Genomic DNA, 19,315 nt, shown 5'->3' with positions numbered 1-19,315 from the left:
CGGAAACAAGGCTTCACAAGATCTGACCCCGCCGGTCCCGGCGGCCACGATCACGGCGATTGCGAGGACAGGGTGGGGACCACGCAGCTCGAAGCGGTGCAGGAGCCGAAGTACTGGCACCTCAAGACCGTGCTGAACGACGCCCTGGACTCGGAGTTCGAGGTCGGCGAGATCCTGCCGAACGAGCGGGACCTGGCCGCGCGCTTCGGCGTCGCGCGGGCCACGCTCCGCCAGGCGCTCGAACAACTGGAGCTGGAGGGCCGGCTCCAGCGCCGGCGCGGTGTCGGCACCACCGTCGCGCCGCCCCGGATCGGTGTGTCCGTGGGCCCGTCGGCCAACGTGTGGCCCGGCGCCGTGCGCGACGCGTGGAGCACCGTCGGCTGCGTCGAGGCGGCCGCACCGGCCCCGATCGCCGCGCTGCTCGGCACCGGCCGCGAGGAGGCGGTGCACACCGTCCGCCGCGAGCGGGTCGTGCAGGGCCAGCCGGTCGCCACCGAGCTGCTCTACGTGCCCACCGCCTCGGTGCCCGGCCTCTCCGCGCTGCTGACCCCCGCCGAGCACGGCCCCGCCGTGCTGCGGGAACTGCACGCGCTGGACCTGGAGGGCGAGGACCGCGCCGTGGAGCTCGGCTCGGCCCGCGCGGAGGACGCCAGGCAACTCGACCGGCTGCCCGGTGCGCCCGTGCTGGTGGTCACCACCCGGTACTACGCCCAGGGCGGCGTCGCGGCCGCCTCCGTCGCGACCTACCGCGCCGACACCTGCCGGCTCACCTTCGGCGACTCCGGCGCGCTGGAGGTCCTGCACGACCAGCCCGACACCCGCCGGGCGTCCTGACCCACCGCGCAGGCGCCCGCCGCCCGCCGCCGTACGGACCGACACCGCCGGCCCGCTCCCGTATCCCTACGGGCGCGGGCCGGCGGCGTCTGTCGGCGGCGGGCGGCGGTCCCTTCGAGCGGCCGCCCGCCGGAGGGCTCAGTGCCGGGGCAGCGACGTCTGCTCGACCGCGAACAACTGCTCCTCCACGTGGTCCAGCGCCAGCCGCAGCGCCCCCGTGGCGATCGCCTCCTGGCCAAGCGCGGACAGCACCACGTTCGGCGGCCGCAGGCAGTAGCGGGCCAACTCCGCGCGCAGCGGCTCCAGCACTCCGTCCAGCCCGGCCGCCCAGCCGCCGATCACCACCAGCTCCGGGTCGATCGCCAGCACCAGCGCCGCCACGTCGTGCACCAGCCGCCGCAGGTACCGGTCCACCGCGTCCTTCGCCTGCACGTCCCCCTCGCGGGCCAGCGCGAACACCCGCTCCACGGCGGGCTCGTCCAGCGGGTGCAGGGGCGTGCCGGTGGTGGACAGCAGGTGCTCGGGCGTCACCTCGCGCCCCAGCAGGTGCAGTGCGCCGATCTCCCCGGCCGCGCCGCCGAAACCGCGGTGCAGCCGCCCGCCGATCAGCGAACCGGCGCCCGGGCTCAGCCCGGCGAGCACGAAGACCACGTCGTCGGTGCCGACCGCCGCGCCCTTCCAGTGCTCGGCGACCGCCGCCAGGTTCGCGTCGTTCTCCACCAGCACCGGGCAGCGGAAGGAGCGTTGCAGCCGCTCGCCGAGCGGCAGCCCGGTCCAGCCCGGCAGCGCGGTGCCGAGCCGCACCTCGCCGCCCGCCTCCACGATGCCCGGGCTGCCCACCCCGACCGCCCACAGGGTGCTGCGCGCCACGCCGGCCCGGCGCAGCAGGTCCGCCACGGTGCCGCGGACCCGCTCGATCCGGTCGTCGGCGCAGGCCGCCTCCGCCACCTCGTGGCCGAGCGTGTCGAGCACCTGGCCGCTCAGGTCGGCGAGCACCGCCCGGACCTGGTGGGCGCCGATCTCCACGCCCAGCAGGTGGCCCGCCTCGGCGTGGAAGCGGAAGCGGCGGGCCGGGCGGCCCTGCTTGCGGGTGTCCCCCGGCTCCGGGGCGACCTCGACCACGAGGTCGGACTCGGTCAGGCCCTCGATGACCCCCTCGACCGTGGGCCGGGACAGCCCGGTGCTGTGCACCAGCTCGGTGAGGGTGGGGGTCTGCGCGCCGCGCAGGGCGTGGAGGACGACCGCGGAGTTGATCCGCCTGAGCAGGGAGGGGTCCCCGCCGGTGAGGCGCTCCAAGGTGTGTCCTCCCAGCCTGTACCTGTGTGTGGCGGATCGTACCCGGCGCGGAGCCGCGCGGCGAGTGCCGCCGGCGCCCCGCCGCCCGCCGCGCCCCCGCGGCGCCGACCCGCCGTCCGGCGAAGTTACCAGGCGCCGGACGCCCAGGTGACCGCCGCCGTCACAACTGGGAGCCGCCGCCGTCCACCGGGAATTCCGCGCCGGTGGTGAAGGTGGCGTCGAAGGCGAGGAAGGCGACCGCCCGGGCCACCTCGTCCGGGGTGCCCACCCGCAGCATCGGTAGCTGCGCGGCCATCTGCGCCCGGGTCTGCTCGGCGGCCTCCGCGGGCATCGACTTCTCCAGGATGCCCGAGTCGATCGGGCCGGGGCTGACCGCATTGACGCGGACCTTGCGCGGCAGCAGCTCGCGGGCCAGGCTGCGGGTCATGGAGCGCAGCGCCGCCTTGCTCGCCGCGTAGGCGCTCAGCGTCGGCATCCCGAGCACGTTGACCACCGAGGTGGTGAGCACCACGCCGCTGCCCTCGGCCAGCAGCGGGGCGAGCTTCTGCACGGTGAAGTACGGCCCCTTGGCGTTGACGGTCATCAGCTGGTCGTACAGCTCCTCGCCGGTCGCCTCGAAGGGCGCGAAGCCGTTGATGCCGGCGTTGGCGAACAGGGCGTCCACGCTGCCCAGTTCGGCCTTCACCCGGTCGGCCAGCGCCTCCAGGTCCGGCAGCGAGGAGGCGTCACCGCGCACCGCGACCGCCCGGTCGCCGAGCTGCGCGCGGGCCGCGTCCAGCGCGTCCCGGCCGCGCCCGGTGATCAGGACGCGGGCGCCCCCGTCCACGAAGAGCCGGGCGGTGGCCAGGCCCAGGCCCGTGCTGCCTCCGGTGATCACGACGTTCTTGCCTGTGTACTTGCCCATGGCGGACACCCTCGGTTCAGGAGTGGGTTGCTGGTCGACGTCCCCCGGGCAGCGGCCTCGGCGGGACTGACACGAGTCAACCTCCGCCCGGACGGGGGCGTCCAAGACCTGTTTCGCACCACGTCATACGCGATCTGCATCACGAGTACGCTGGCGGAATGACCGATGCCACCGAGCCCGCAACGGCGCCCGGCCCGCAGGCGGCCGGCCCCGACCCGGACCTCGACCTGCGGCTGGTCCGGTACTTCACCGTCGTCGCCGAGCATCTGCACTACGCCCGCGCCGCGCAGGAACTGCACATCGCCCAGCCCTCGCTCAGCCGCCAGATCCAGCGGCTGGAAGAAACCCTCGGGGTGCGGCTGCTGGACCGCACCACCCAGGGCAGCGCCCTCACCGCGGCCGGGGCGGCCTTCCTGCCGCAGGCGCAGGCCCTCCTGCAAGCCGCCGGGCAGGCGACCCGCGCCGCCCGCTCGGCCGGGCCGCAGCACACCGTCACCGTCGGATACGTCGAGGACCTCGTCGTCACCGCCGCCGTACGGGAGGTGCGCCGCCGCCACCCGCGGGCCCACGTCCGCACCCGGCACCTGGACTGGGACGAGACCCGCGCCCTGCCCGAGCGCAAGGTCGACGTGCTCGTCGCCCGCACCCCGCTGCCCATCCCGGACGACGGCCTGCGCGTCAGCGTGCTCTACGACGAGCCGCGGGCGCTGCTGGTGCCGGCGGACCACCGCCTGGCCGGGAAGGAGTCGGTCGGCCCGGACGACTTCGCCGGCGAACCCCTCGTCGCCTGCGCGGGCATGGCCGCGGCCTGGACCGGCTTCTGGCGGCTCGACCCCCACCCCGACGGCACCCGGGCCCCGCTCGGCCCGCTGCTCGCGGAGACCTTCGAGGACAAGCTCGAAGGCGTCGCGGACGGCCGCTCGGTGGCCCTGGTACCCGCCTACGACCGGCGCTGCGCCGAGCGCGACGACCTCGCGGTGGTGCCCGTGGACGGCATCGAGCCGTGCCAGGTCGTCGTGGCCGCCCGCGCGGATGACGGCAGCCCGCTCGTCGCGGACTTCGTGGACGCCGCGTGCCGCCTGCTCACACCGCCGGTGGACGCGCGCCCTTGACGTCGCCCGGGTGCACGCCGCCCGGGTGCACGCCCGGGGCACCGGGGAAGGCAGCCGCGTGCAGCCGGGCGAACTCCGCGGCCAGCGCCGCCGGCGGCCAGTGCGCGTTGAGCCCGCTGGGGCTCGGCAGCACCCACACGCGGGTCGCGCCCAGCGTGCGCTGCTGCGGGCCGACGGCGGCGTGCCGGTCGGCGAACGCCACCCGGTAGGCGCTCACCCCCAGCACCGCCAGCCACCGCGGCTCGTACCGGGCGACCTTCGCCGCCAGCCGCGCACCGCCGGCCACCAGCTCCTCCCCGGCCAGTTCGTCGGCGCGCGCGGTCGCCCGCCCGGCCAGGTTCGTCAGCCCGAAGCCGAGCGCGAGCGCGCCGTGCTGCTCGGCGGGCGCGTACCGGCGCGGGGTGAAGCCCGAGGCGTGCAGCGCCGGCCAGAACCGATTGCCCGGCCGGGCGAAGTGCTCGCCCCGGTACGCCGACAGCAGCCCGGGGTTGATCCCGCAGAACAGCACCCTCAGCCCCGGCCCGACGATGTCGGGCAGCCTGCGGGTGCGGGCCTGCGCCTCCTCCTCCGGGGTCAGAGGATCGCCCCGGGCCGGTAGGCGGCCGCCTGCGGGTGGGCCTTGACGACCTCCTCGACCCGGCGCGCGACCTCCGCGACCTGGTCGGCGGCGGCACCGGTGAACGACAACCGGTCGGCCATCAGCGCGTCCAGCGCCCCGCGGTCCAGCGGGATACGGGTGTCGGCGGCCAGCCGGTCCAGCAACTCGTTGCGCTCGGTGCCCTGCTCGCGCATCGCCAGCGCCGACGCCACCGCGTTCTCCTTGATCGCCTCGTGGGCGGCCTCCCGGCCCACCCCGGCCCGCACCGCGCCCATCAGGACCTTCGTGGTGGCCAGGAACGGCAGGTAGCGGTCCAGCTCGCGCGCCACGACGGCCGGGAACACCCCGAACTCGTCCAGCACCGTCAGGAACGTCTCCAGCAGCCCGTCGAACGCGAAGAACGCGTCGGGCAGCGCCACCCGGCGCACCACCGAACAGGACACGTCGCCCTCGTTCCACTGGTCGCCGGCCAGCTCCCCGGTCATCGAGGCGTAGCCGCGCAGCACCACCATCAGGCCGTTGACCCGCTCGCAGGAACGCGTGTTCATCTTGTGCGGCATCGCCGAGGAGCCGACCTGGCCGGGCTTGAAGCCCTCGGTGACCAGTTCGTGGCCGGCCATCAGCCGGATCGTCTTCGCCGTCGACGACGGCGCCGCCGCCAACTGCACCAGCGCGGTCACCGCCTCGTAGTCCAGCGAGCGCGGGTAGACCTGGCCGACGGAGCTGAACGCCCGGGAGAAGCCCAGGTGTTCGGCGACCCTGCGCTCCAGGTCGGCGAGCTTGCCGCTGTCGCCGCCGAGCAGGTCCAGCATGTCCTGGGCGGTGCCGACCGGGCCCTTCACGCCGCGCAGCGGGTAGCGCTCCAGCAGCTCCTCGACCCGCCCGAACGCCACCAGCAACTCGTCGGCCGCCGTCGCGAACCGCTTGCCGAGGGTGGTCGCCTGCGCCGCGACGTTGTGCGAGCGGCCGGCCACCACCAGCTCGCCGTACTGCGCGGCAAGCTGCCCGAGCCGGGCCAGCACCGCGACCGTACGGTCCCGCGCGTGCTCCAGCGACAGCCGGATCTGGAGCTGCTCGACGTTCTCGGTCAGGTCGCGCGAGGTCATGCCCTTGTGGACCTGCTCGTGCCCGGCGAGCGCGTTGAACTCCTCGATCCGGGCCTTCACGTCGTGCCGGGTGACCTTCTCGCGCTCCGCAATGGAGTCGAGGTCGACCTGCTCCAGCACCCGTTCGTAGTCCGCGATCGCGCCCGGGGGCACCTCGATGCCCAGGTCCGCCTGGGCCCGCAGCACCGCCAGCCACAGCCGGCGCTCCAGCACCACCTTCTGCTCGGGCGACCACAGCGCGGCCAGCTCCGCTGAGGCATAGCGACCGGCGAGGACATTCGGGATACGCGGCTTGGCTGTCACGTGTGCTGATTCTACTGGTCGCGGGGGGTGCCGCGTGCGGTCAGCCCTCGCTACCGGGCACCGCGCCGGGCAGCGGCAGGCCGGGCGGCAGGTCGTAGGGCAGCAGCTCGGCCCGCTTGGGGCTGCGCCCGTCGCCGCTGGAGCGTCCGGTCAGCCGGCGGCCGATCCAGGGCAGCAGATGGGTACGGGTGAAGCGCGCGTCCGACATGCGGCGAGCGGCCCAGCCCGCGCGCACCTCCGGCGGCAGCGGCCGGGTCCAGTCCGCGCCCGCGGGCAGGCCCAGCCCCTGCCAGACCGCCTCGGCCACCCGCTCGTGGCCCTCCGCGGTCAGGTGCAGCCGGTCCTCCGCCCACATCCGGCCGTCGCCCAGCACGTGCGCCCCGTACAGGTCGACGACGACCGCGCCGTGCGCGGCCGCCAGCGACTCCACGAAGTCGAACAGCTCCACCATCCGCGGCAGGAACCGGGTGGCCACCGGGCCGCGCCTGATCGGGCTGCGCATCAGCACCAGCCTCTCGCAGGCCGGCGCGAGGCGCTGCACGCAGCTCTCCAGCACCCGGCACACCTCGGCCACGTCGCAGCCGGGCCGCAGGACGTCGTTGAGCCCGCCGACCAGCGTGATCACGTCCGGCCGCATCGCGGCCGCCGCGTCCACCTGCTCGTCGGCGATCTGCCGGATCAGCTTGCCGCGCACGGCGAGGTTGGCGTACCGCACGCCGTCGCCGCCCGCCTCCCGGGCGGCCGCGGCGAGCCGGGCCGCGAGCAGGTCCGCCCACCCGCGGTAGGAACCGTCGGGCAGCAGGTCCGACATGCCCTCGGTGAAGGAGTCACCGACGGCGACGAGGCTGGAATACGTGGCTGGCTTCTCCATGGCAGGGGCGATCCTACCGGCGCGGGGGTCCCGCCCGATCCCTCCTCCCCGTCCGCCCCTGCCCGCCCGACGGGCTTCCCGTGGCGGTCACCCGGCCGCGGCGTCCGGCCCCGGTGAACCGGCCGGGTGTCCGGCCCCGGTCACCTGGCCAGGTACGCGGCGGCACCGAGCGCGCCGGCCGCCGCCCCACCCCCGACCACGGCCGCCGCCACGCAGCGCCGCCGGAGCTCCCGGTAGCGCGCGGCGTACTCCTCGCGCAGTTCCGCGGCCCGGTCGACGATGCGCCGCAGCGTCTCGCGGGACAGCCGCAGCCGGTCCGCGACGTAGACCCGTTCGACCTCCTCGCGCTGGGCGGTCGTCAGCCACGGCAGGTGCTCGGTGAACCCGCCGGCCTCGCGGCGGGCCCGCGCCACCTCGGCGCTCCACAGCAGGTAACCCTCGATCCGGTGCAGCCCCGAGGGGTCGTCGCCGTGCCGGCCCCGGGCGCCTCCTGTGCCGTTCCCGCCCTCCGTGCCACCTGTGCGGTCGGTGTCTCCCGTGCCGTCCGTGCTGTCCGTGCGCACGCGTGCTCCTCCGGTCGTCGGCCCTGGGCTCCTACTGCAGCTTGTGCTTCTCGCCCGGGGCCATCACCACGGCCTGGTCGGGGCGGTTGGTGGTGTCGTCGAAGCTCGCGATCTCCGGGTGGTGCAGATCGAACGCCGGGGACTCGGAGCGGATGCGCGGCAGCGTCACGAAGTTGTGCCGCGGGGGCGGGCAGGAGGTCGCCCATTCCAGCGAACGGCCGTAGCCCCAGGGGTCGTCCACGTCGACCTTCTTCCCGTACTTCGCGGTCTTCCAGACGTTGTAGAGAAAGGGCAGCATCGAAAGGCCGAGCAGGAAGGAGCTGATGGTGGAGACGGTGTTGAGCGTGGTGAACCCGTCCGCGGCGAGATAGTCGGCGTAGCGGCGCGGCATGCCCTCGGCGCCCAGCCAGTGCTGGATCAGGAAGGTGCCGTGGAACCCGAAGAACAGCGTCCAGAAGGTGATCTTCCCGAGGCGCTCGTCGAGCATCTTGCCCGTCATCTTGGGCCACCAGAAGTGGAAGCCCGCGAACATCGAGAACACCACGGTGCCGAAGACGACGTAGTGGAAGTGCGCGACCACGAAGTACGAGTCCGACACGTGGAAGTCCAGCGGCGGCGAGGCGAGGATCACCCCGGTCAGCCCGCCGAAGAGGAAGGTGACGAGGAAGCCGATGGACCACAGCATCGGTGTCTCGAAACTGAGCGACCCCCGCCACATGGTGCCGATCCAGTTGAAGAACTTCACCCCGGTCGGTACCGCGATGAGGAACGTCATGAACGAGAAGAACGGCAGCAGCACGGCCCCGGTCACGAACATGTGGTGCGCCCACACCGTGACCGACAGACCGGCGATGGAGATCGTGGCCGCGACCAGGCCCAGGTATCCGAAGATGGGTTTGCGGGCGAACACCGGGATCACCTCGGTGACGATCCCGAAGAACGGCAGCGCGATGATGTAGACCTCCGGGTGGCCGAAGAACCAGAAGAGGTGCTGCCACAGGATGGCGCCGCCGTTGGCCGCGTCGAAGACGTGCGCGCCGAACTTCCGGTCGGCCTCCAGGCACAGCAGCGCGGCCGCCAGCACCGGGAAGGCGAACAGCACCAGCAGCGAGGTGAGCAGCACGTTCCAGCAGAAGATCGGCATGCGGAAGATCGTCATGCCGGGGGCGCGCATGCAGACGATGGTGGTGATGAAGTTGACCGCGCCGACGATCGTGCCGAACCCCGACAGCGCCAGCCCCATGGTCCACATGTCCGCGCCGATACCGGGGGAGTTCACCACGCTGGACAACGGGGAGTAGGCGAACCAGCCGAAGTCGGCCGCACCCTGCGGGGTGAGGAAACCGCCCACGGCGATCACCGAGCCGAACAGGTAGAGCCAGTAGGCCAGCATGTTCAGCCGTGGGAACGCCACGTCGGGCGCGCCGATCTGCAACGGCATGATCCAATTGGTGAACCCCGCGAACAGCGGTGTCGCGAACATCAGCAGCATCACGGTGCCGTGCATCGTGAACGCCTGGTTGTACTGCTCGGCGGACAGGAACTGGAGCCCCGGGCGGGCGAGTTCGGCCCGCATCAGCAGCGCCATCACGCCGCCGAGCAGGAAGAAGACGAATGTCGTGACCAGGTACATGGTGCCGATGGTCTTGTGGTCGGTGGTACTCGCCCAACTCGCGATGATGCTGCCCGGTCGCCTCACCCGGGCCGGAAGCTCGTCCGCGTACTCCTCGTCGGTTCCGACCGGCTCCGCGGTGCTGCCAGCCGTCACGTCATCACTCCCTGAATTCGACCCCAACGGACCGGTGGTCGGCCGTCCGGAAAGAATGCCAAGGCGCCGGTCGTCCGCAGAAGCGGCCGCGCCGACAAGTCAGCCGGGTTGATCAATAGTGGGTTAGGTCGAAAAGTCCGCCAGACGGGAAAGTCCGCCAGACGGGAAAGTCCGCCGGACGGGAGGGTTTCGCCGGGCGGGGTGTTCGCCGGCCGGGAATCTGTGGGAAACCGGGCACCGGCTCCGGTCAGGAACGGCGCCGCCCCACCAGTTCCTTGAGGACGTCCTCCATCGTGACCAGGCCGACGCCGTGCCCGTCGGCGTCCACGACCGCGGCCAGGTGGGCGCGGCCGGCGCGCATGGCGGTGAGGGCGTCGTCGAGCGGCGTGGCCGCGCCGAGGCGGGTGATACGGCGCAGCGCGGACCGGGGGAGGGGCGCGTCGCGCTGCTCGGCGTCGAGCGCGTCCTTGACGTGGAGGTAGCCCAGCACCCGCCCGTCGTCGTCGGCGACCGGGAAGCGCGAGAAGCCGGACTCGGCGCTGAGGGCCTCCAGGCCCTCCGCGGTGATACCGAGCCGGGCCCGCACCACCCGGTCCGGCGGCAGCACGATCCCGCCCACCGGCCGCCGTCCCAGCTCCAGGGCGTCCCGCAGCCGCGCGGCCGCCCGCTCGTCCAGCAACCCGGCGGCGCCCGCGTCCACCACCATCCGGGACAGCTCGTCGTCGGAGAACACCGCGGCGATCTCGTTGCGCGGTTCCACCCGCACCAGGTGCAGGGCGGCGTTGGCGAGCGCGTTGATCGCGAAGATCAGCGGGCGCAGCCCCCGGGTGAGCGCGACCAGCGGCGGGCCCAGCAGTAGCGCGGAGCGCACCGGATCGGCCAGCGCCACGTTCTTCGGCACCATCTCCCCGAAGAGCATGTGCAGGTAGGTGGCCACCGACAGCGCGATCACGAACGACACCGGGTGCACCGCGCCGTCCGGCACGCTCGCCGCGTGGAACAGCGGCTCCAGCAGGTGCGCGATCGCCGGCTCGGCGACGATGCCGAGCACCAGGGTGCAGGCCGTGACGCCCAGTTGCGCGGCGGCCAGCAGCGGCGAGACGTGTTCCAGGCCCCACAGCACGCTCCGCGCCCGGCGGTCGCCCGCCTCGGCCCGCGGTTCGACCTGGTCCCTGCGCACCGAGATCAGCGAGAACTCGGCGCCGACGAAGTAGGCGTTGGCCACGATGGTGAGCAGGCCGACCAGCAACTGCACGGCGGTCACCGGGCCGGCTCCGCACCGTCGGCGGCCGGGTCCTCGCCGTCGGGAACCCCCGGCGGCGACACCAGGCGGGCGCGCGCCGCCCGCCGCCCGCTCGCGTCGGTCACCTCGATCCGCCAGCCCTCCACCTCGACCGCGTCACCGCGCCGCGGGATCCGCCCGAGCCGCTGGGCGACGAGGCCGGCCAGCGTCTCGTACGGTCCGTCGGGCGCGTGCAGGCCGATCCGCTCCAGCCGGTCCTCGGTACGGGCGGCGCCGTCCGCGTCGTAGATCCGCCGGCCCAGCGGGTCCTCGCGCAGGAAGCGCAGGTCGGGCACCTCGAAGGGGTCGTGCTCGTCGCGCACCTCGCCGACCACCTCCTCGACGATGTCCTCCAGCGTCGCGACGCCGGCGGTCCCGCCGTACTCGTCGATCACCACCGCCATCGAGCGGCGGCCGCTGAACCGGTCGAGCAGCCGGTCCACCGTGAGGGAGTGGGGCACGAGCATCGGCTCGCGCAGCAGCTCGGTGACCGGTACGCGGGCCCGGCGGTCGCCGGGGACGGCGAGCACGTCCTTGATGTGCACGGTGCCGATCACGGCGTCGAGGGTGCCGCGGTAGACCGGGAAGCGGGACAGGCCGGTGGCGCGGGTGGCGTTCGCGACGTCCTCTGCGGTGGCGCGTGCCTCCAGGGCGGTGACCTGCACGCGGGGCGTCATCACGTTCTGCGCGGTGAGGTCCCCCAGGCCGATGGTCCGGACGAACAGCTCGGCGGTGTCCTGCTCCAGCGCGCCCGCCTTCGCGGAGTGCCGGGCGAGTGCCCGCAGTTCCTGCGGTCCGCGGGCGGAGGCCAGTTCCTCGGCCGGTTCCAGGCCCATCCGGCGGAGCACCCGGTTGGCGGTGTTGTTGAGGTGCCGGATCAGCGGGCCGAACGCGCTGCTGAACGCCCGCTGGGGTGCGGCCACCCGCCTCGCCACCGCCAGCGGGTGCGTGATGGCCCAGTTCTTCGGCACCAGTTCGCCGATGACCATCAACGCCACCGTGGACAGCGCGGTGCCCAGCACCAGGGCGAGCGACGCCGCCGCGGAGGACGGCAGGCCGGCGGCCCGCAGCGGCCCGCGCAGCAGTTTCGCCACGGACGACTCGGCCAGCATGCCGATGACCAGTCCCGTCACGGTGATCCCGAGCTGCGCGCCCGACAACTGCACGGTCAGCGACCGCACGGCTCCCAACGCCGCGGCCGCCCCGCGCTCCCCGGCCGCGACCGCCCGCTCCAGCTCGCCGCGTTCCACGGTGGTCAGTGAGAACTCCGCCGCGACGAACACCCCGCACACGAAGGTGAGCAGCAGCGCCACCGCCACCAGCACCGTCTCCGTCATCCCACCACCTCGCCCCCATGATCAACCCCCACCTCCTTCCCCGCACCACGAGAAGCCCTCCCGGGGGCACGCCCGGCCCCTGACCGGGGGTGGTCCTGGAGTCGGCGGTATGGGTCGGCCGGGTGGGGGTGTGGGGTGCTGTGGGATGTGGGTGCCCGGGTGGGGGTGCGGGGAGCGGCGCGGTCGGCCCCTGACCGGGGGTGGTCCTGGAGTCGGCGGTATGGGTCGGTCGGGTGGGGGTGTGGGGTGCTGTGGGATGTGGGTGCCCGGGTGGGGGTGCGGGGAGCGGCGCGGCCGGCCCCCGACCAGGGGTGGTCCTGGAGTCGGCGGTATGGGTCGGCCGGGTGGGGGTGTGGGGTGCCGTGGGATGTGGGTGCCCGGAAGGGGGCGCGGGGGAGCGGCGCGGCCGGGCCCGACCAGGGGTGGTCCCGGAACCGACAGGACAGGGCACCCGGGCGGGTCCGCCCGAGCCCAGCGCTAGCGCAACCGCTTGGTCCATCTCCGCCACCGCTCCTCCGGCAGGTACCCGCTCGCCCGCCACGCGTGCTGCGCCCGCTCGTTCGCCACCAGCACCATCGCGTCGCCGCGCCGCCCCCCGACCGCGAGGAACCGTTCCTCCGCGGCCTCCAGCAGCGCCCGCGCCACCCCCTGCCTCCGTACCTCCGGGTGAACCGCCAGGCGGTACAGGTGGCACCGCCACCCGTCGAACCCGGCGATCACCGACCCGACCAGCACCCCGTCCCGCTCCGCGAGCAGCAGTGCCTCCGGGTCCCGGGCGACCAGCCCGACCACCCCGGCCTCGTCGTCGCTGATGCTGGTGCCCTCCGCCGCCACCTGCCAGAAGGCCAGGACGGCGGCGGCGTCGGCCGGGGCGGCCGACCGTATCCGAAGATCGTTCATACGCCCAGCCAAGCAGCCCCGCCCGCCGTGCCCTGCCCGTTTCCGCGATACGAGACACGCCACCGTCCCGGACCGCCACCGTCCCGGATCGCCACCGTACGGTTCCCCGCCCGGGCCGAGAGCGTGCTCTTGCCGCTACTAGCGCCCGAGCGCTAGCGTGGACCCATGGCGAAGACCCAGTTGAACGTGCGGGTGGAGGAAGCCACCGCGGAGACGGCGCGGGAACGCGCCTCGCAGCGCGGCATCAGCGTGAACCGCTACATCGAGGAGCTCGTCCGGCAGGACGAGGGGGAGAACGGCCGGGCGTTCGTCCAGGCCGCGGCCGACTTCATGAAGCGCTACGAAGCGGTCTTCGAAGAGGAGTTCGGCGACGCCCCCCGCACCGGGGAAGGCGCCCGTTGACCCTGCGGATCGACCTCGCGTGGCTGCTGATGGTCGCCGAGCACAACACACCGGGGGACCCGCAGGTCACCGACTGGGGCGCGCTCGTCGCCGCCGTGAGCCGGCACCGAGCCGAGATATTCGGCCGCCCCGTCTACGACGACGAGCACCTGCGGGCCGCAGCCCTCCTCCAGTTACTGCTGCACGTCCCGGCCCTGGAGCGGTCGAACGCCCTGTTCGCCACCGCCGTCGCCTACGCCTACCTCGTCGCGGAGGGCCGGAAGGTCACCACCTCGCCCGAACAGGTCCGCGACCTGGCCCGGTTGATCAAGGACGGCGGAGTCGGCGTCGAGCGCATCGCCGGCGAGCTGCGCGCCTGGACCCGCTGACGGCACCGCCCCGCGCCTGCCCTGGGCTCGTTCTGTGCCCCCCCGTTTCCCCGACCGCGGAGCCGGGGGCGGACCGTCTCCGCGGTCGGCGGGGCCGGGCCGGGGCTACGCCCGGGCGGCGGGCGGCCCGTAGACGCGTGCGAAGGCGTCCTGGTCCCACACGCCGCCGAGCTGCGGGGCGAGCCAGTCGCGTGCCGCGGTACGGAAGGCGTCGGGCGACAGGGCCCCGGCACCCTGCGGGAGGGCGCCGAGCAGCGGGGCGCCCGCCGACTGCGGCAGGTCCGCCACGTTGCAGCGCTCGGCGAGCCCCGGCTCGGCCGCCCAGCTCCCGATGATCACCCCGAGGCAGGTGATCCTGCGCGTGCGCATCGCCTCCGCGGTCAGCGCCGTCGCGTTGAGCGTGCCCAGCCCCGCCTGCGCGACCAGCAGCACCCCCGCGTGCAGCAGCGACGCCGCGTCCGCCAGCGTGGAGTCCTTCTCGTCGTAGCGCACCAGCAGGCCCCCGGCGCCCTCCACCAGCACCACGTCGTGGACCGCGGACAGCTTCGCCGCGGCCTCCGCGATCTCCTCCGGGGTCACCGCCGGCCGGCCCGAGCGGCGCGCCGCGGTCGCCGGTGCCAGCGGCTCCGGGTACCGCGCCAGCTCGACCGCCGTCACCTCGCCGGCCAGCCGCGCCACCTCCGCGGCGTCCCCCGGCTCCCCCTCAGCCACCCCGGTCTGTGCCGGCTTGAGCACCGCCACGCTCAGCCCCTGCGCCAGCGACGCGGCGGCGACCGCCGCCGTCGCCACCGTCTTGCCCACCTCGGTGCCGGTCCCGGTCACCACGACGATCGCCATACCCGCAACTCCCCTCGGAAAGCCCCCAGCATGCCCGCCCACCCCCCGCCCCGCACAAACCGGGCCCCCGCGGGAGCCCTGCGCGGGGTCACACGCGGCGCTGCTCCGGGCGGTCGCCCGGGTCCCGGGTCATCGTCCAGGAGGCGAGCAGGTCGAGCGCCTGGCGGGACGCCGACCCGGCCTCGGCGGTGTAGAGGTACAGCGCCGTCCCGGTGTCGCCGGGCAGGACGACCGTCTCGTACTCGACGGTGAGTTCGCCCACCAGGGGGTGGCGGAGCCGCTTCGACCCGTGGGTGCGCTGGTGGACGCGGTGCCGGCGCCACCAGCGGTCGAAGTCCTCGCTGCGCTCCCTGAGTTCCGCGACGAGCTCCCGGGCGCCCCGGTCGTCGTGGTCGCGCCCGGCGTCCAGACGCAGGCTCTCCACGGCGGCCCGGGCCTGCACCTCCCAGTCGACGAAGAGGGCGCGCGCGTCCTGGTCGAGGAAGAGCCAGCGGGCGTAGTTCCGTACACCGGCCGGCATGGCGTCGAAGTCGGCGAACAGGGCCCGGGCCAACCGGTTGGTGCCCAGGACGTCGGCCCGGTGGCCGAGCACGAGGGCGGGGGTGCCGTCCAGGGAGTCCAGCAACTGGTGGAGGCCCGGCCGCAGGCGCTGCACGCCCGGAGCGCGGGTGCGGGCCGGAGCGGTGCCGGCCCCGATGAGGTCGTGGAGATGCGCCTGCCCGGCGGCGTCGAGCCCGAGCGCCTGGCCGACAGCCTCGACGGCGGCGGGGGAGGGGGTGATCCTGCGGCCCTGTTCGAGACGGGCGTAGTAGTCGGCGGAGACGCCGGCCAGGCGGGCGACCTCCTCGCGCCGCAGCCCCGGGACGCGCCGGACCCGCCCGTCCGGCGGCAGGCCGGACCGCGCCGGGTCGCACTGGGCGCGGGCGCGCCTGAGGAAGTCGGACAGTTCGCGGTTGAGGGCGGCCATGGGTTCCAGTGTGGCCCACGCCCCGGCGGCGGCGGGCGCGCCGGGTGGGTCTGTCCGTCCTGGTCAGCCCGGGCCCAGGTCCGGTGGGGCCGATCATGACGGCCGCGGGGCCGTGGAACGGGCCCACATTGGATGTCGGCGCCGGATCGCGCTTCCGATCCGGCCGGCGCCCGGCTCCACTCCGTGCTCCGCATCTCAGACTCCGCACACTCCGCACACTCCGCACCTCGAAGGATCGCCATGACTTCCCCCGCCCGTGTCCCCGCTCCCGCCCCCGCCTCCGGCGCCGCCCCGTCCGCTGCCCCTGCCGCCCCGGTATCCGGCACCTCCGGCGCGCCCGGAACGTGGTTCGTCACCGGCGCGTCCCGCGGCCTGGGGCTCGAACTGGTCCGGCAGGTACTCGCCCAGGGCGGCAGCGTCGCCGCCACCACGCGGTCCGCCGAGCGGCTGACCGCCGCCCTGGGCGAGGGCGCCGACACCGGCCGCCTGCTGCCGCTGACGGTCGACCTGACCGAGGAGAACCAGGTCGCCGACGCCGTGGGCCGGGCCGTCGACCGCTTCGGCCGCCTGGACGTCGTGGTCAACAACGCGGGCTACGGCTTCCTGGGCGCGGTCGAGGAGACCGGCGACAAGGAGGTGCGCGACATGCTCGACGTCCAGGTCGTCGGCGTGTGGAACGTGCTGCGCGCGGCGCTGCCGGTCCTGCGGGCGCAGCGCGGAGGCCGCGTCGTGAACGTCTCGTCGGTGCTCGGCCTCACCGCGGTGCCCGGCTGGGCCCTGTACTGCGCGGGCAAGTTCGCGCTGGAAGGGCTCACCGAGGCGCTGGCCGCCGAGGTGGAGGAGTTCGGCGTCAAGGTCACCCTCGTCGAGCCGGGCTACTTCCGCACGTCCTTCCTGACACCGGACTCGCTGGCGCTGCCCGCGCAGACGTCCGCGCACTACCCGGCCGTGCGCGCCATGGTGGAGGACCACATCAGGCTGCAGGGCCACCAGCTCGGCGACCCCGTCAAGGGAGCGGCGGCGATCATCCGCCGAGCCGCGACCGACGGACCGCTGCGCCAGATCCTGGGCTCCGACGCCCACGCGTACGCCACCGCCAAGGTCGAGGCGCTGCGCGCCGACCTCGACGCCACCGCGGCCGACGCCCCCGCCACCGACTTCCCCTCCGCCTGAACCGACGTCCGCCGAGCGCCGCCCGGCCCGCCGTCACCGTACCGCCCGCGCCGGCGGGCGGTACGGTCACCGGGCCCGGCACGGGCGCGCGGGGCGGGGCGGGGCCGGAGTGCGCGCCGGGTCAGCCGGCGGCGGAGGCGGACACGATGGCGGCCGCGATCCGGGCGACGTCGTCGTCGCCGGTGACGTACGGCGGCATGGCGTAGACGAGGTCGCGGAAGGGGCGCAGCCACACGCCCGCGCGGACCGCGGCGCGGGTGGCGGCGTCCACGTCGACGGGGTGGTCGAGCTGGACCACCCCGATCGCCCCGAGCACGCGGACGTCGCGCACCCCGGGCGACCCGGCCGCGGGCGCGAGTCCTTCGCGCAGCCCCGCCTCGATCCGCTTCACCTCGGTCGCCCAGTCCTGGGCGAGCAGCACCTCCAGCGAGGCGTTCGCCACGGCCGCGGCGAGCGGGTTCCCCATGAACGTCGGGCCGTGCGCGAGCACCGGCACCTCGCCGCGCGAGATCCCCTCGGCCACCCGGGAGGTGCACAGGGCCGCGGCCAGGGAGACGTACCCGCCGGTGAGCGCCTTGCCCACGCACATGACGTCGGGCGAGATCCCCGCGTGCTCGGCGGCGAACAGCCGCCCGGTACGGCCGAACCCGGTGGCGATCTCGTCGAGGACGAGGAGCACGTCGTGCTCGTCGCACGCCTCCCGCAGCACCCGCAGGTACGCAGGGGAGTGGAAGGCCATCCCGCCCGCGCCCTGGACCACGGGCTCCACCACGACCGCGGCCAGCTCGTCCGCGTGACGCCCGATCAGTTCGCGCAGGTGTGCCGCGTACTCCTCAGACGGTTCGGCGTCGAACCCCGGCGGCGGGGTGTCCGCGAAGACCTGCTCCTGTAGCACACCGGACCAAAGATGGTGCATACCGCCGTCCGGGTCACATACCGACATCGGCTGCCAGGTGTCGCCGTGGTACCCGCCGCGCCACGTCAGCAGCCGCCGCTTGCCCGGCCGCCCCAGCGAACGCCAGTACTGGAGGCACATCTTGAGCGCCACCTCGACCGACACCGAGCCGGAGTCCGCGAGGAAGACGTGCCGCAGCGGGGCCGGCGTGATCTCGACCAGGCGCGCCGCCAGCCGCACCGCCGGCTCGTGGGTGAGCCCGCCGAACATGACGTGGCTCATCCGGTCCAACTGCGCGCGGGCGGCCTCGTCGAGCGCCGGGTGCCGGTAGCCGTGGATCGCCGACCACCACGACGCCATGCCGTCCACGAGTTCGGTCCTGCCCTGCGCGGGCGCGGCCAGCCGCAGCCGTACGCCCGACGCCGACTCGACCACCAGCGGTTCCTGGCGGCCGGGCATCGGGCCGTACGGGTGCCAGACGTGCCGCCGGTCCAGGTCCAGCAGCACGTCGACGGGGAGCGGCTCAGGCATTGGGCGGCAAGTCCGTTCCCGCGCCGCGCCGGCGCACGGCCACCAGGTCCGTCCGGGCACCCGTGCCGGAGGCGGAACCCGAGGAGGAGGCGACGGGAGCGGCCGTAGCCGTAGCCGTAGCCGTGGCCGCCTGCGCCGGCACGCCGTCGTGCGCGCAGGACCCGCACGCCGTGTCGTGCGCGCCGCAGCCCGCACCCGCATCCCCACCGGCGCCCGCGGGCGCCTCGCCGCCGCGCCGGTGCGCGGGCAGCGTCGTGGTGTCCGCGCCCTCCACCTCGAAGCCCGCGTCCGCGATCATGTCGAGGTCGGCCTGCCCCGCCTGCCCCTCACTCGTCAGGTAGTCGCCGAGGAAGATCGAGTTGACCAGGTGCAGCGCGAGCGGCTGCATGCTGCGCAGGTGCACCTCGCGCCCGCCGGCCAGCCGCACCTCCACGTCGGGGCAGACGAACCGCACCATCGCCAGGATGCGCAGGCACCGCTGCGGCGTGAGGTTCCACTCCTTCGCCAGGGGGGTGCCCTCGAACGGGATCAGGAAGTTGACCGGCACCGAGTCCGGGTCCAGCGCGCGCAACGAGAACACCACGTCCACCAGGTCCGCGTCGCTCTCGCCCATCCCCGCGATCAGCCCGGAGCACGCCGACAGGCCCGCCGCCTGCGCCTGCCGCACCGTGTCCACCCGGTCGGCGTAGGTGTGCGTGGTGGTGATGTCCGCGTACGTCCCCTCGGAGGTGTTGAGGTTGTGGTTGTACGCGTCCGCGCCCGCGGCCCGCAGCCGCTCGGCCTGGTCGCCGGAGAGCAGGCCCAGGCACGCGCACACCTCCACGCCCTCGTTGCCGTCCTTGATGGCCTCGATGGTCCGGGAGACCCGGTCCACGTCCCGGTCGGTCGGCCCGCGCCCGCTGGCCACCAGGCAGACCCGCTTCGCGCCGCCGGAGACCCCCGCCGTGGCCGCCGCGACCGCCTCGTCCGGTTTCAACCAGGTGTACTTGAGGATGTCGGCCTTCGAGCCGAGGCGCTGCGAGCAGTACGAGCAGTCCTCCGGGCACAGGCCGGACTTGAGGTTCACCAGGTAGTTGAGCTTGACCCGGCGGCCGAACCACTCCCGGCGCACCCGGCCCGCCGCCGCCACCACGTCCAGCAGTTCGTCGTCGGAGGTCGCGAGGACCGCGAGTGCCTCGTCCCGCGTCGGCGACTCGCGTCGCAGACCCTTGTCCACCAGTGCCGTCAGCAGATCCATGCCCGCAATCCTCGCGTACGGCGGCGGGCCC

Annotated in this window: 19 protein-coding genes; 5 read left to right on the top strand and 14 right to left on the bottom strand. The window is 74.4% G+C overall.

The genetic code is table 11. The features are described 5' to 3' along the window. Positions 1–72: 72 nt before the first annotated feature. The gene (locus tag RVR_RS00810) at positions 73–834 is read left to right on the top strand and encodes a GntR family transcriptional regulator (protein WP_202231927.1); all 762 of its coding nucleotides are present in this window, start codon (positions 73–75) and stop codon (positions 832–834) included. Between the two features lie 138 nt (positions 835–972). On the opposite strand, the gene RVR_RS00805 is transcribed toward RVR_RS00810, so the two are convergent. Together RVR_RS00805 and RVR_RS00800 are read right to left on the bottom strand one after the other, a co-directional pair. Continuing rightward, positions 973–2,130: an ROK family protein gene (locus tag RVR_RS00805; RefSeq protein ID WP_202231926.1), complete on the bottom strand. Its 1,158-nt coding sequence runs from the start codon at positions 2,128–2,130 to the stop codon at positions 973–975. Positions 2,131–2,290: 160 nt separating this feature from the next. Continuing rightward, a complete protein-coding gene (locus tag RVR_RS00800; protein ID WP_202231925.1) occupies positions 2,291–3,034 on the bottom strand; it encodes an SDR family oxidoreductase in 744 nt (247 codons plus the stop codon). A 158-nt stretch (positions 3,035–3,192) separates the two neighbouring features. Here RVR_RS00800 and RVR_RS00795 point away from each other — a divergent pair, with 158 nt between their 5' ends. Further along, complete coding sequence (locus RVR_RS00795; protein ID WP_202231924.1) at positions 3,193–4,146, top strand: LysR family transcriptional regulator; 954 nt, start codon at positions 3,193–3,195, stop codon at positions 4,144–4,146. On the opposite strand, the gene mug is transcribed toward RVR_RS00795, so the two are convergent. From mug to RVR_RS00755, 8 genes are all read right to left on the bottom strand, one after another. Next, positions 4,118–4,723 carry a G/U mismatch-specific DNA glycosylase gene (gene mug, locus RVR_RS00790; protein ID WP_202238286.1) on the bottom strand — a complete coding sequence of 202 codons (606 nt, stop codon included), beginning with the start codon at positions 4,721–4,723 and terminating at the stop codon, positions 4,118–4,120. The two genes, RVR_RS00795 and mug, sit on opposite strands and share 29 nt — an antisense overlap. After that, positions 4,720–6,153 carry an adenylosuccinate lyase gene (gene purB, locus RVR_RS00785; RefSeq protein ID WP_202231923.1) on the bottom strand — a complete coding sequence of 478 codons (1,434 nt, stop codon included), beginning with the start codon at positions 6,151–6,153 and terminating at the stop codon, positions 4,720–4,722. The genes mug and purB overlap by 4 nt, the downstream gene beginning before the upstream one ends. Positions 6,154–6,193: 40 nt before the next feature. Continuing rightward, positions 6,194–7,024 carry an SGNH/GDSL hydrolase family protein gene (locus RVR_RS00780; RefSeq protein ID WP_202231922.1) on the bottom strand — a complete coding sequence of 277 codons (831 nt, stop codon included), beginning with the start codon at positions 7,022–7,024 and terminating at the stop codon, positions 6,194–6,196. A gap of 140 nt (positions 7,025–7,164) precedes the next feature. Next, positions 7,165–7,476 (bottom strand): hypothetical protein, encoded by a 312-nt coding sequence (locus tag RVR_RS00775; RefSeq protein WP_202238285.1) that lies wholly within the window; start codon positions 7,474–7,476, stop codon positions 7,165–7,167. A gap of 142 nt (positions 7,477–7,618) precedes the next feature. Next, positions 7,619–9,355: an aa3-type cytochrome oxidase subunit I gene (gene ctaD / locus RVR_RS00770; protein ID WP_202231921.1), complete on the bottom strand. Its 1,737-nt coding sequence runs from the start codon at positions 9,353–9,355 to the stop codon at positions 7,619–7,621. Positions 9,356–9,602: 247 nt separating this feature from the next. Further along, on the bottom strand, positions 9,603–10,619 hold the full coding sequence (locus tag RVR_RS00765) for a hemolysin family protein (RefSeq protein ID WP_202231920.1): 1,017 nt from the start codon (positions 10,617–10,619) through the stop codon (positions 9,603–9,605). Continuing rightward, positions 10,616–11,974, bottom strand: a complete 1,359-nt coding sequence (locus tag RVR_RS00760) for a hemolysin family protein (RefSeq protein WP_202231919.1) — start codon at positions 11,972–11,974, stop codon at positions 10,616–10,618. The genes RVR_RS00765 and RVR_RS00760 overlap by 4 nt, the downstream gene beginning before the upstream one ends. Before the next feature lie 477 nt (positions 11,975–12,451). After that, the gene (locus RVR_RS00755; RefSeq protein ID WP_202231918.1) at positions 12,452–12,874 is read right to left on the bottom strand and encodes a GNAT family N-acetyltransferase; all 423 of its coding nucleotides are present in this window, start codon (positions 12,872–12,874) and stop codon (positions 12,452–12,454) included. Positions 12,875–13,039: 165 nt separating this feature from the next. Here RVR_RS00755 and RVR_RS00750 point away from each other — a divergent pair, with 165 nt between their 5' ends. Both RVR_RS00750 and RVR_RS00745 read left to right on the top strand, forming a co-directional pair. Beyond that, the gene (locus tag RVR_RS00750; protein ID WP_202231917.1) at positions 13,040–13,276 is read left to right on the top strand and encodes an antitoxin; all 237 of its coding nucleotides are present in this window, start codon (positions 13,040–13,042) and stop codon (positions 13,274–13,276) included. Further along, positions 13,273–13,644: a fic family toxin-antitoxin system, toxin component gene (locus tag RVR_RS00745; protein ID WP_202231916.1), complete on the top strand. Its 372-nt coding sequence runs from the start codon at positions 13,273–13,275 to the stop codon at positions 13,642–13,644. The genes RVR_RS00750 and RVR_RS00745 overlap by 4 nt, the downstream gene beginning before the upstream one ends. A gap of 105 nt (positions 13,645–13,749) precedes the next feature. Here the strand turns inward: RVR_RS00745 and bioD are convergent, their stop codons facing one another. Together bioD and RVR_RS00735 are read right to left on the bottom strand one after the other, a co-directional pair. Continuing rightward, positions 13,750–14,481 carry a dethiobiotin synthase gene (gene bioD, locus RVR_RS00740; protein ID WP_202231915.1) on the bottom strand — a complete coding sequence of 244 codons (732 nt, stop codon included), beginning with the start codon at positions 14,479–14,481 and terminating at the stop codon, positions 13,750–13,752. 88 nt (positions 14,482–14,569) lie between these two features. Then, positions 14,570–15,448, bottom strand: coding sequence for a helix-turn-helix transcriptional regulator (locus RVR_RS00735; RefSeq protein WP_202231914.1), 879 nt, complete (start codon positions 15,446–15,448; stop codon positions 14,570–14,572). A gap of 240 nt (positions 15,449–15,688) precedes the next feature. Here RVR_RS00735 and RVR_RS00730 point away from each other — a divergent pair, with 240 nt between their 5' ends. Next, positions 15,689–16,621 carry an SDR family oxidoreductase gene (locus RVR_RS00730; RefSeq protein ID WP_202231913.1) on the top strand — a complete coding sequence of 311 codons (933 nt, stop codon included), beginning with the start codon at positions 15,689–15,691 and terminating at the stop codon, positions 16,619–16,621. A 121-nt stretch (positions 16,622–16,742) separates the two neighbouring features. Here the strand turns inward: RVR_RS00730 and RVR_RS00725 are convergent, their stop codons facing one another. Both RVR_RS00725 and bioB read right to left on the bottom strand, forming a co-directional pair. Beyond that, positions 16,743–18,047, bottom strand: a complete 1,305-nt coding sequence (locus RVR_RS00725) for an adenosylmethionine--8-amino-7-oxononanoate transaminase (RefSeq protein WP_202231912.1) — start codon at positions 18,045–18,047, stop codon at positions 16,743–16,745. Further along, a complete protein-coding gene (gene bioB / locus RVR_RS00720; protein WP_202231911.1) occupies positions 18,040–19,284 on the bottom strand; it encodes a biotin synthase BioB in 1,245 nt (414 codons plus the stop codon). The genes RVR_RS00725 and bioB overlap by 8 nt, the downstream gene beginning before the upstream one ends. Positions 19,285–19,315: the final 31 nt, after the last annotated feature.

Source organism: Streptomyces sp. SN-593, assembly GCF_016756395.1.
Lineage (GTDB): Bacteria > Actinomycetota > Actinomycetes > Streptomycetales > Streptomycetaceae > Actinacidiphila > Actinacidiphila reveromycinica.
The sequence above is the reverse complement of the archived record's forward strand: the minus strand, read 5'-3'. Positions and strand labels throughout refer to the sequence as shown.

Bases quoted from the DNA above. Each gene is read 5' to 3' on its own strand.
- RVR_RS00735 (WP_202231914.1), bottom strand. From the start codon at position 15,448: ATGGCCGCCCTCAACCGCGAACTGTCCGACTTCCTCAGGCGCGCCCGC.
- RVR_RS00730 (WP_202231913.1), top strand. From the start codon at position 15,689: ATGACTTCCCCCGCCCGTGTCCCCGCTCCCGCCCCCGCCTCCGGCGCC.
- RVR_RS00750 (WP_202231917.1), top strand. From the start codon at position 13,040: ATGGCGAAGACCCAGTTGAACGTGCGGGTGGAGGAAGCCACCGCGGAG.
- bioB (WP_202231911.1), bottom strand. From the start codon at position 19,284: ATGGATCTGCTGACGGCACTGGTGGACAAGGGTCTGCGACGCGAGTCG.
- RVR_RS00760 (WP_202231919.1), bottom strand. From the start codon at position 11,974: ATGACGGAGACGGTGCTGGTGGCGGTGGCGCTGCTGCTCACCTTCGTG.
- RVR_RS00795 (WP_202231924.1), top strand. From the start codon at position 3,193: ATGACCGATGCCACCGAGCCCGCAACGGCGCCCGGCCCGCAGGCGGCC.
- bioD (WP_202231915.1), bottom strand. From the start codon at position 14,481: ATGGCGATCGTCGTGGTGACCGGGACCGGCACCGAGGTGGGCAAGACG.
- RVR_RS00780 (WP_202231922.1), bottom strand. From the start codon at position 7,024: ATGGAGAAGCCAGCCACGTATTCCAGCCTCGTCGCCGTCGGTGACTCC.
- RVR_RS00755 (WP_202231918.1), bottom strand. From the start codon at position 12,874: ATGAACGATCTTCGGATACGGTCGGCCGCCCCGGCCGACGCCGCCGCC.
- RVR_RS00800 (WP_202231925.1), bottom strand. From the start codon at position 3,034: ATGGGCAAGTACACAGGCAAGAACGTCGTGATCACCGGAGGCAGCACG.
- RVR_RS00725 (WP_202231912.1), bottom strand. From the start codon at position 18,047: ATGCCTGAGCCGCTCCCCGTCGACGTGCTGCTGGACCTGGACCGGCGG.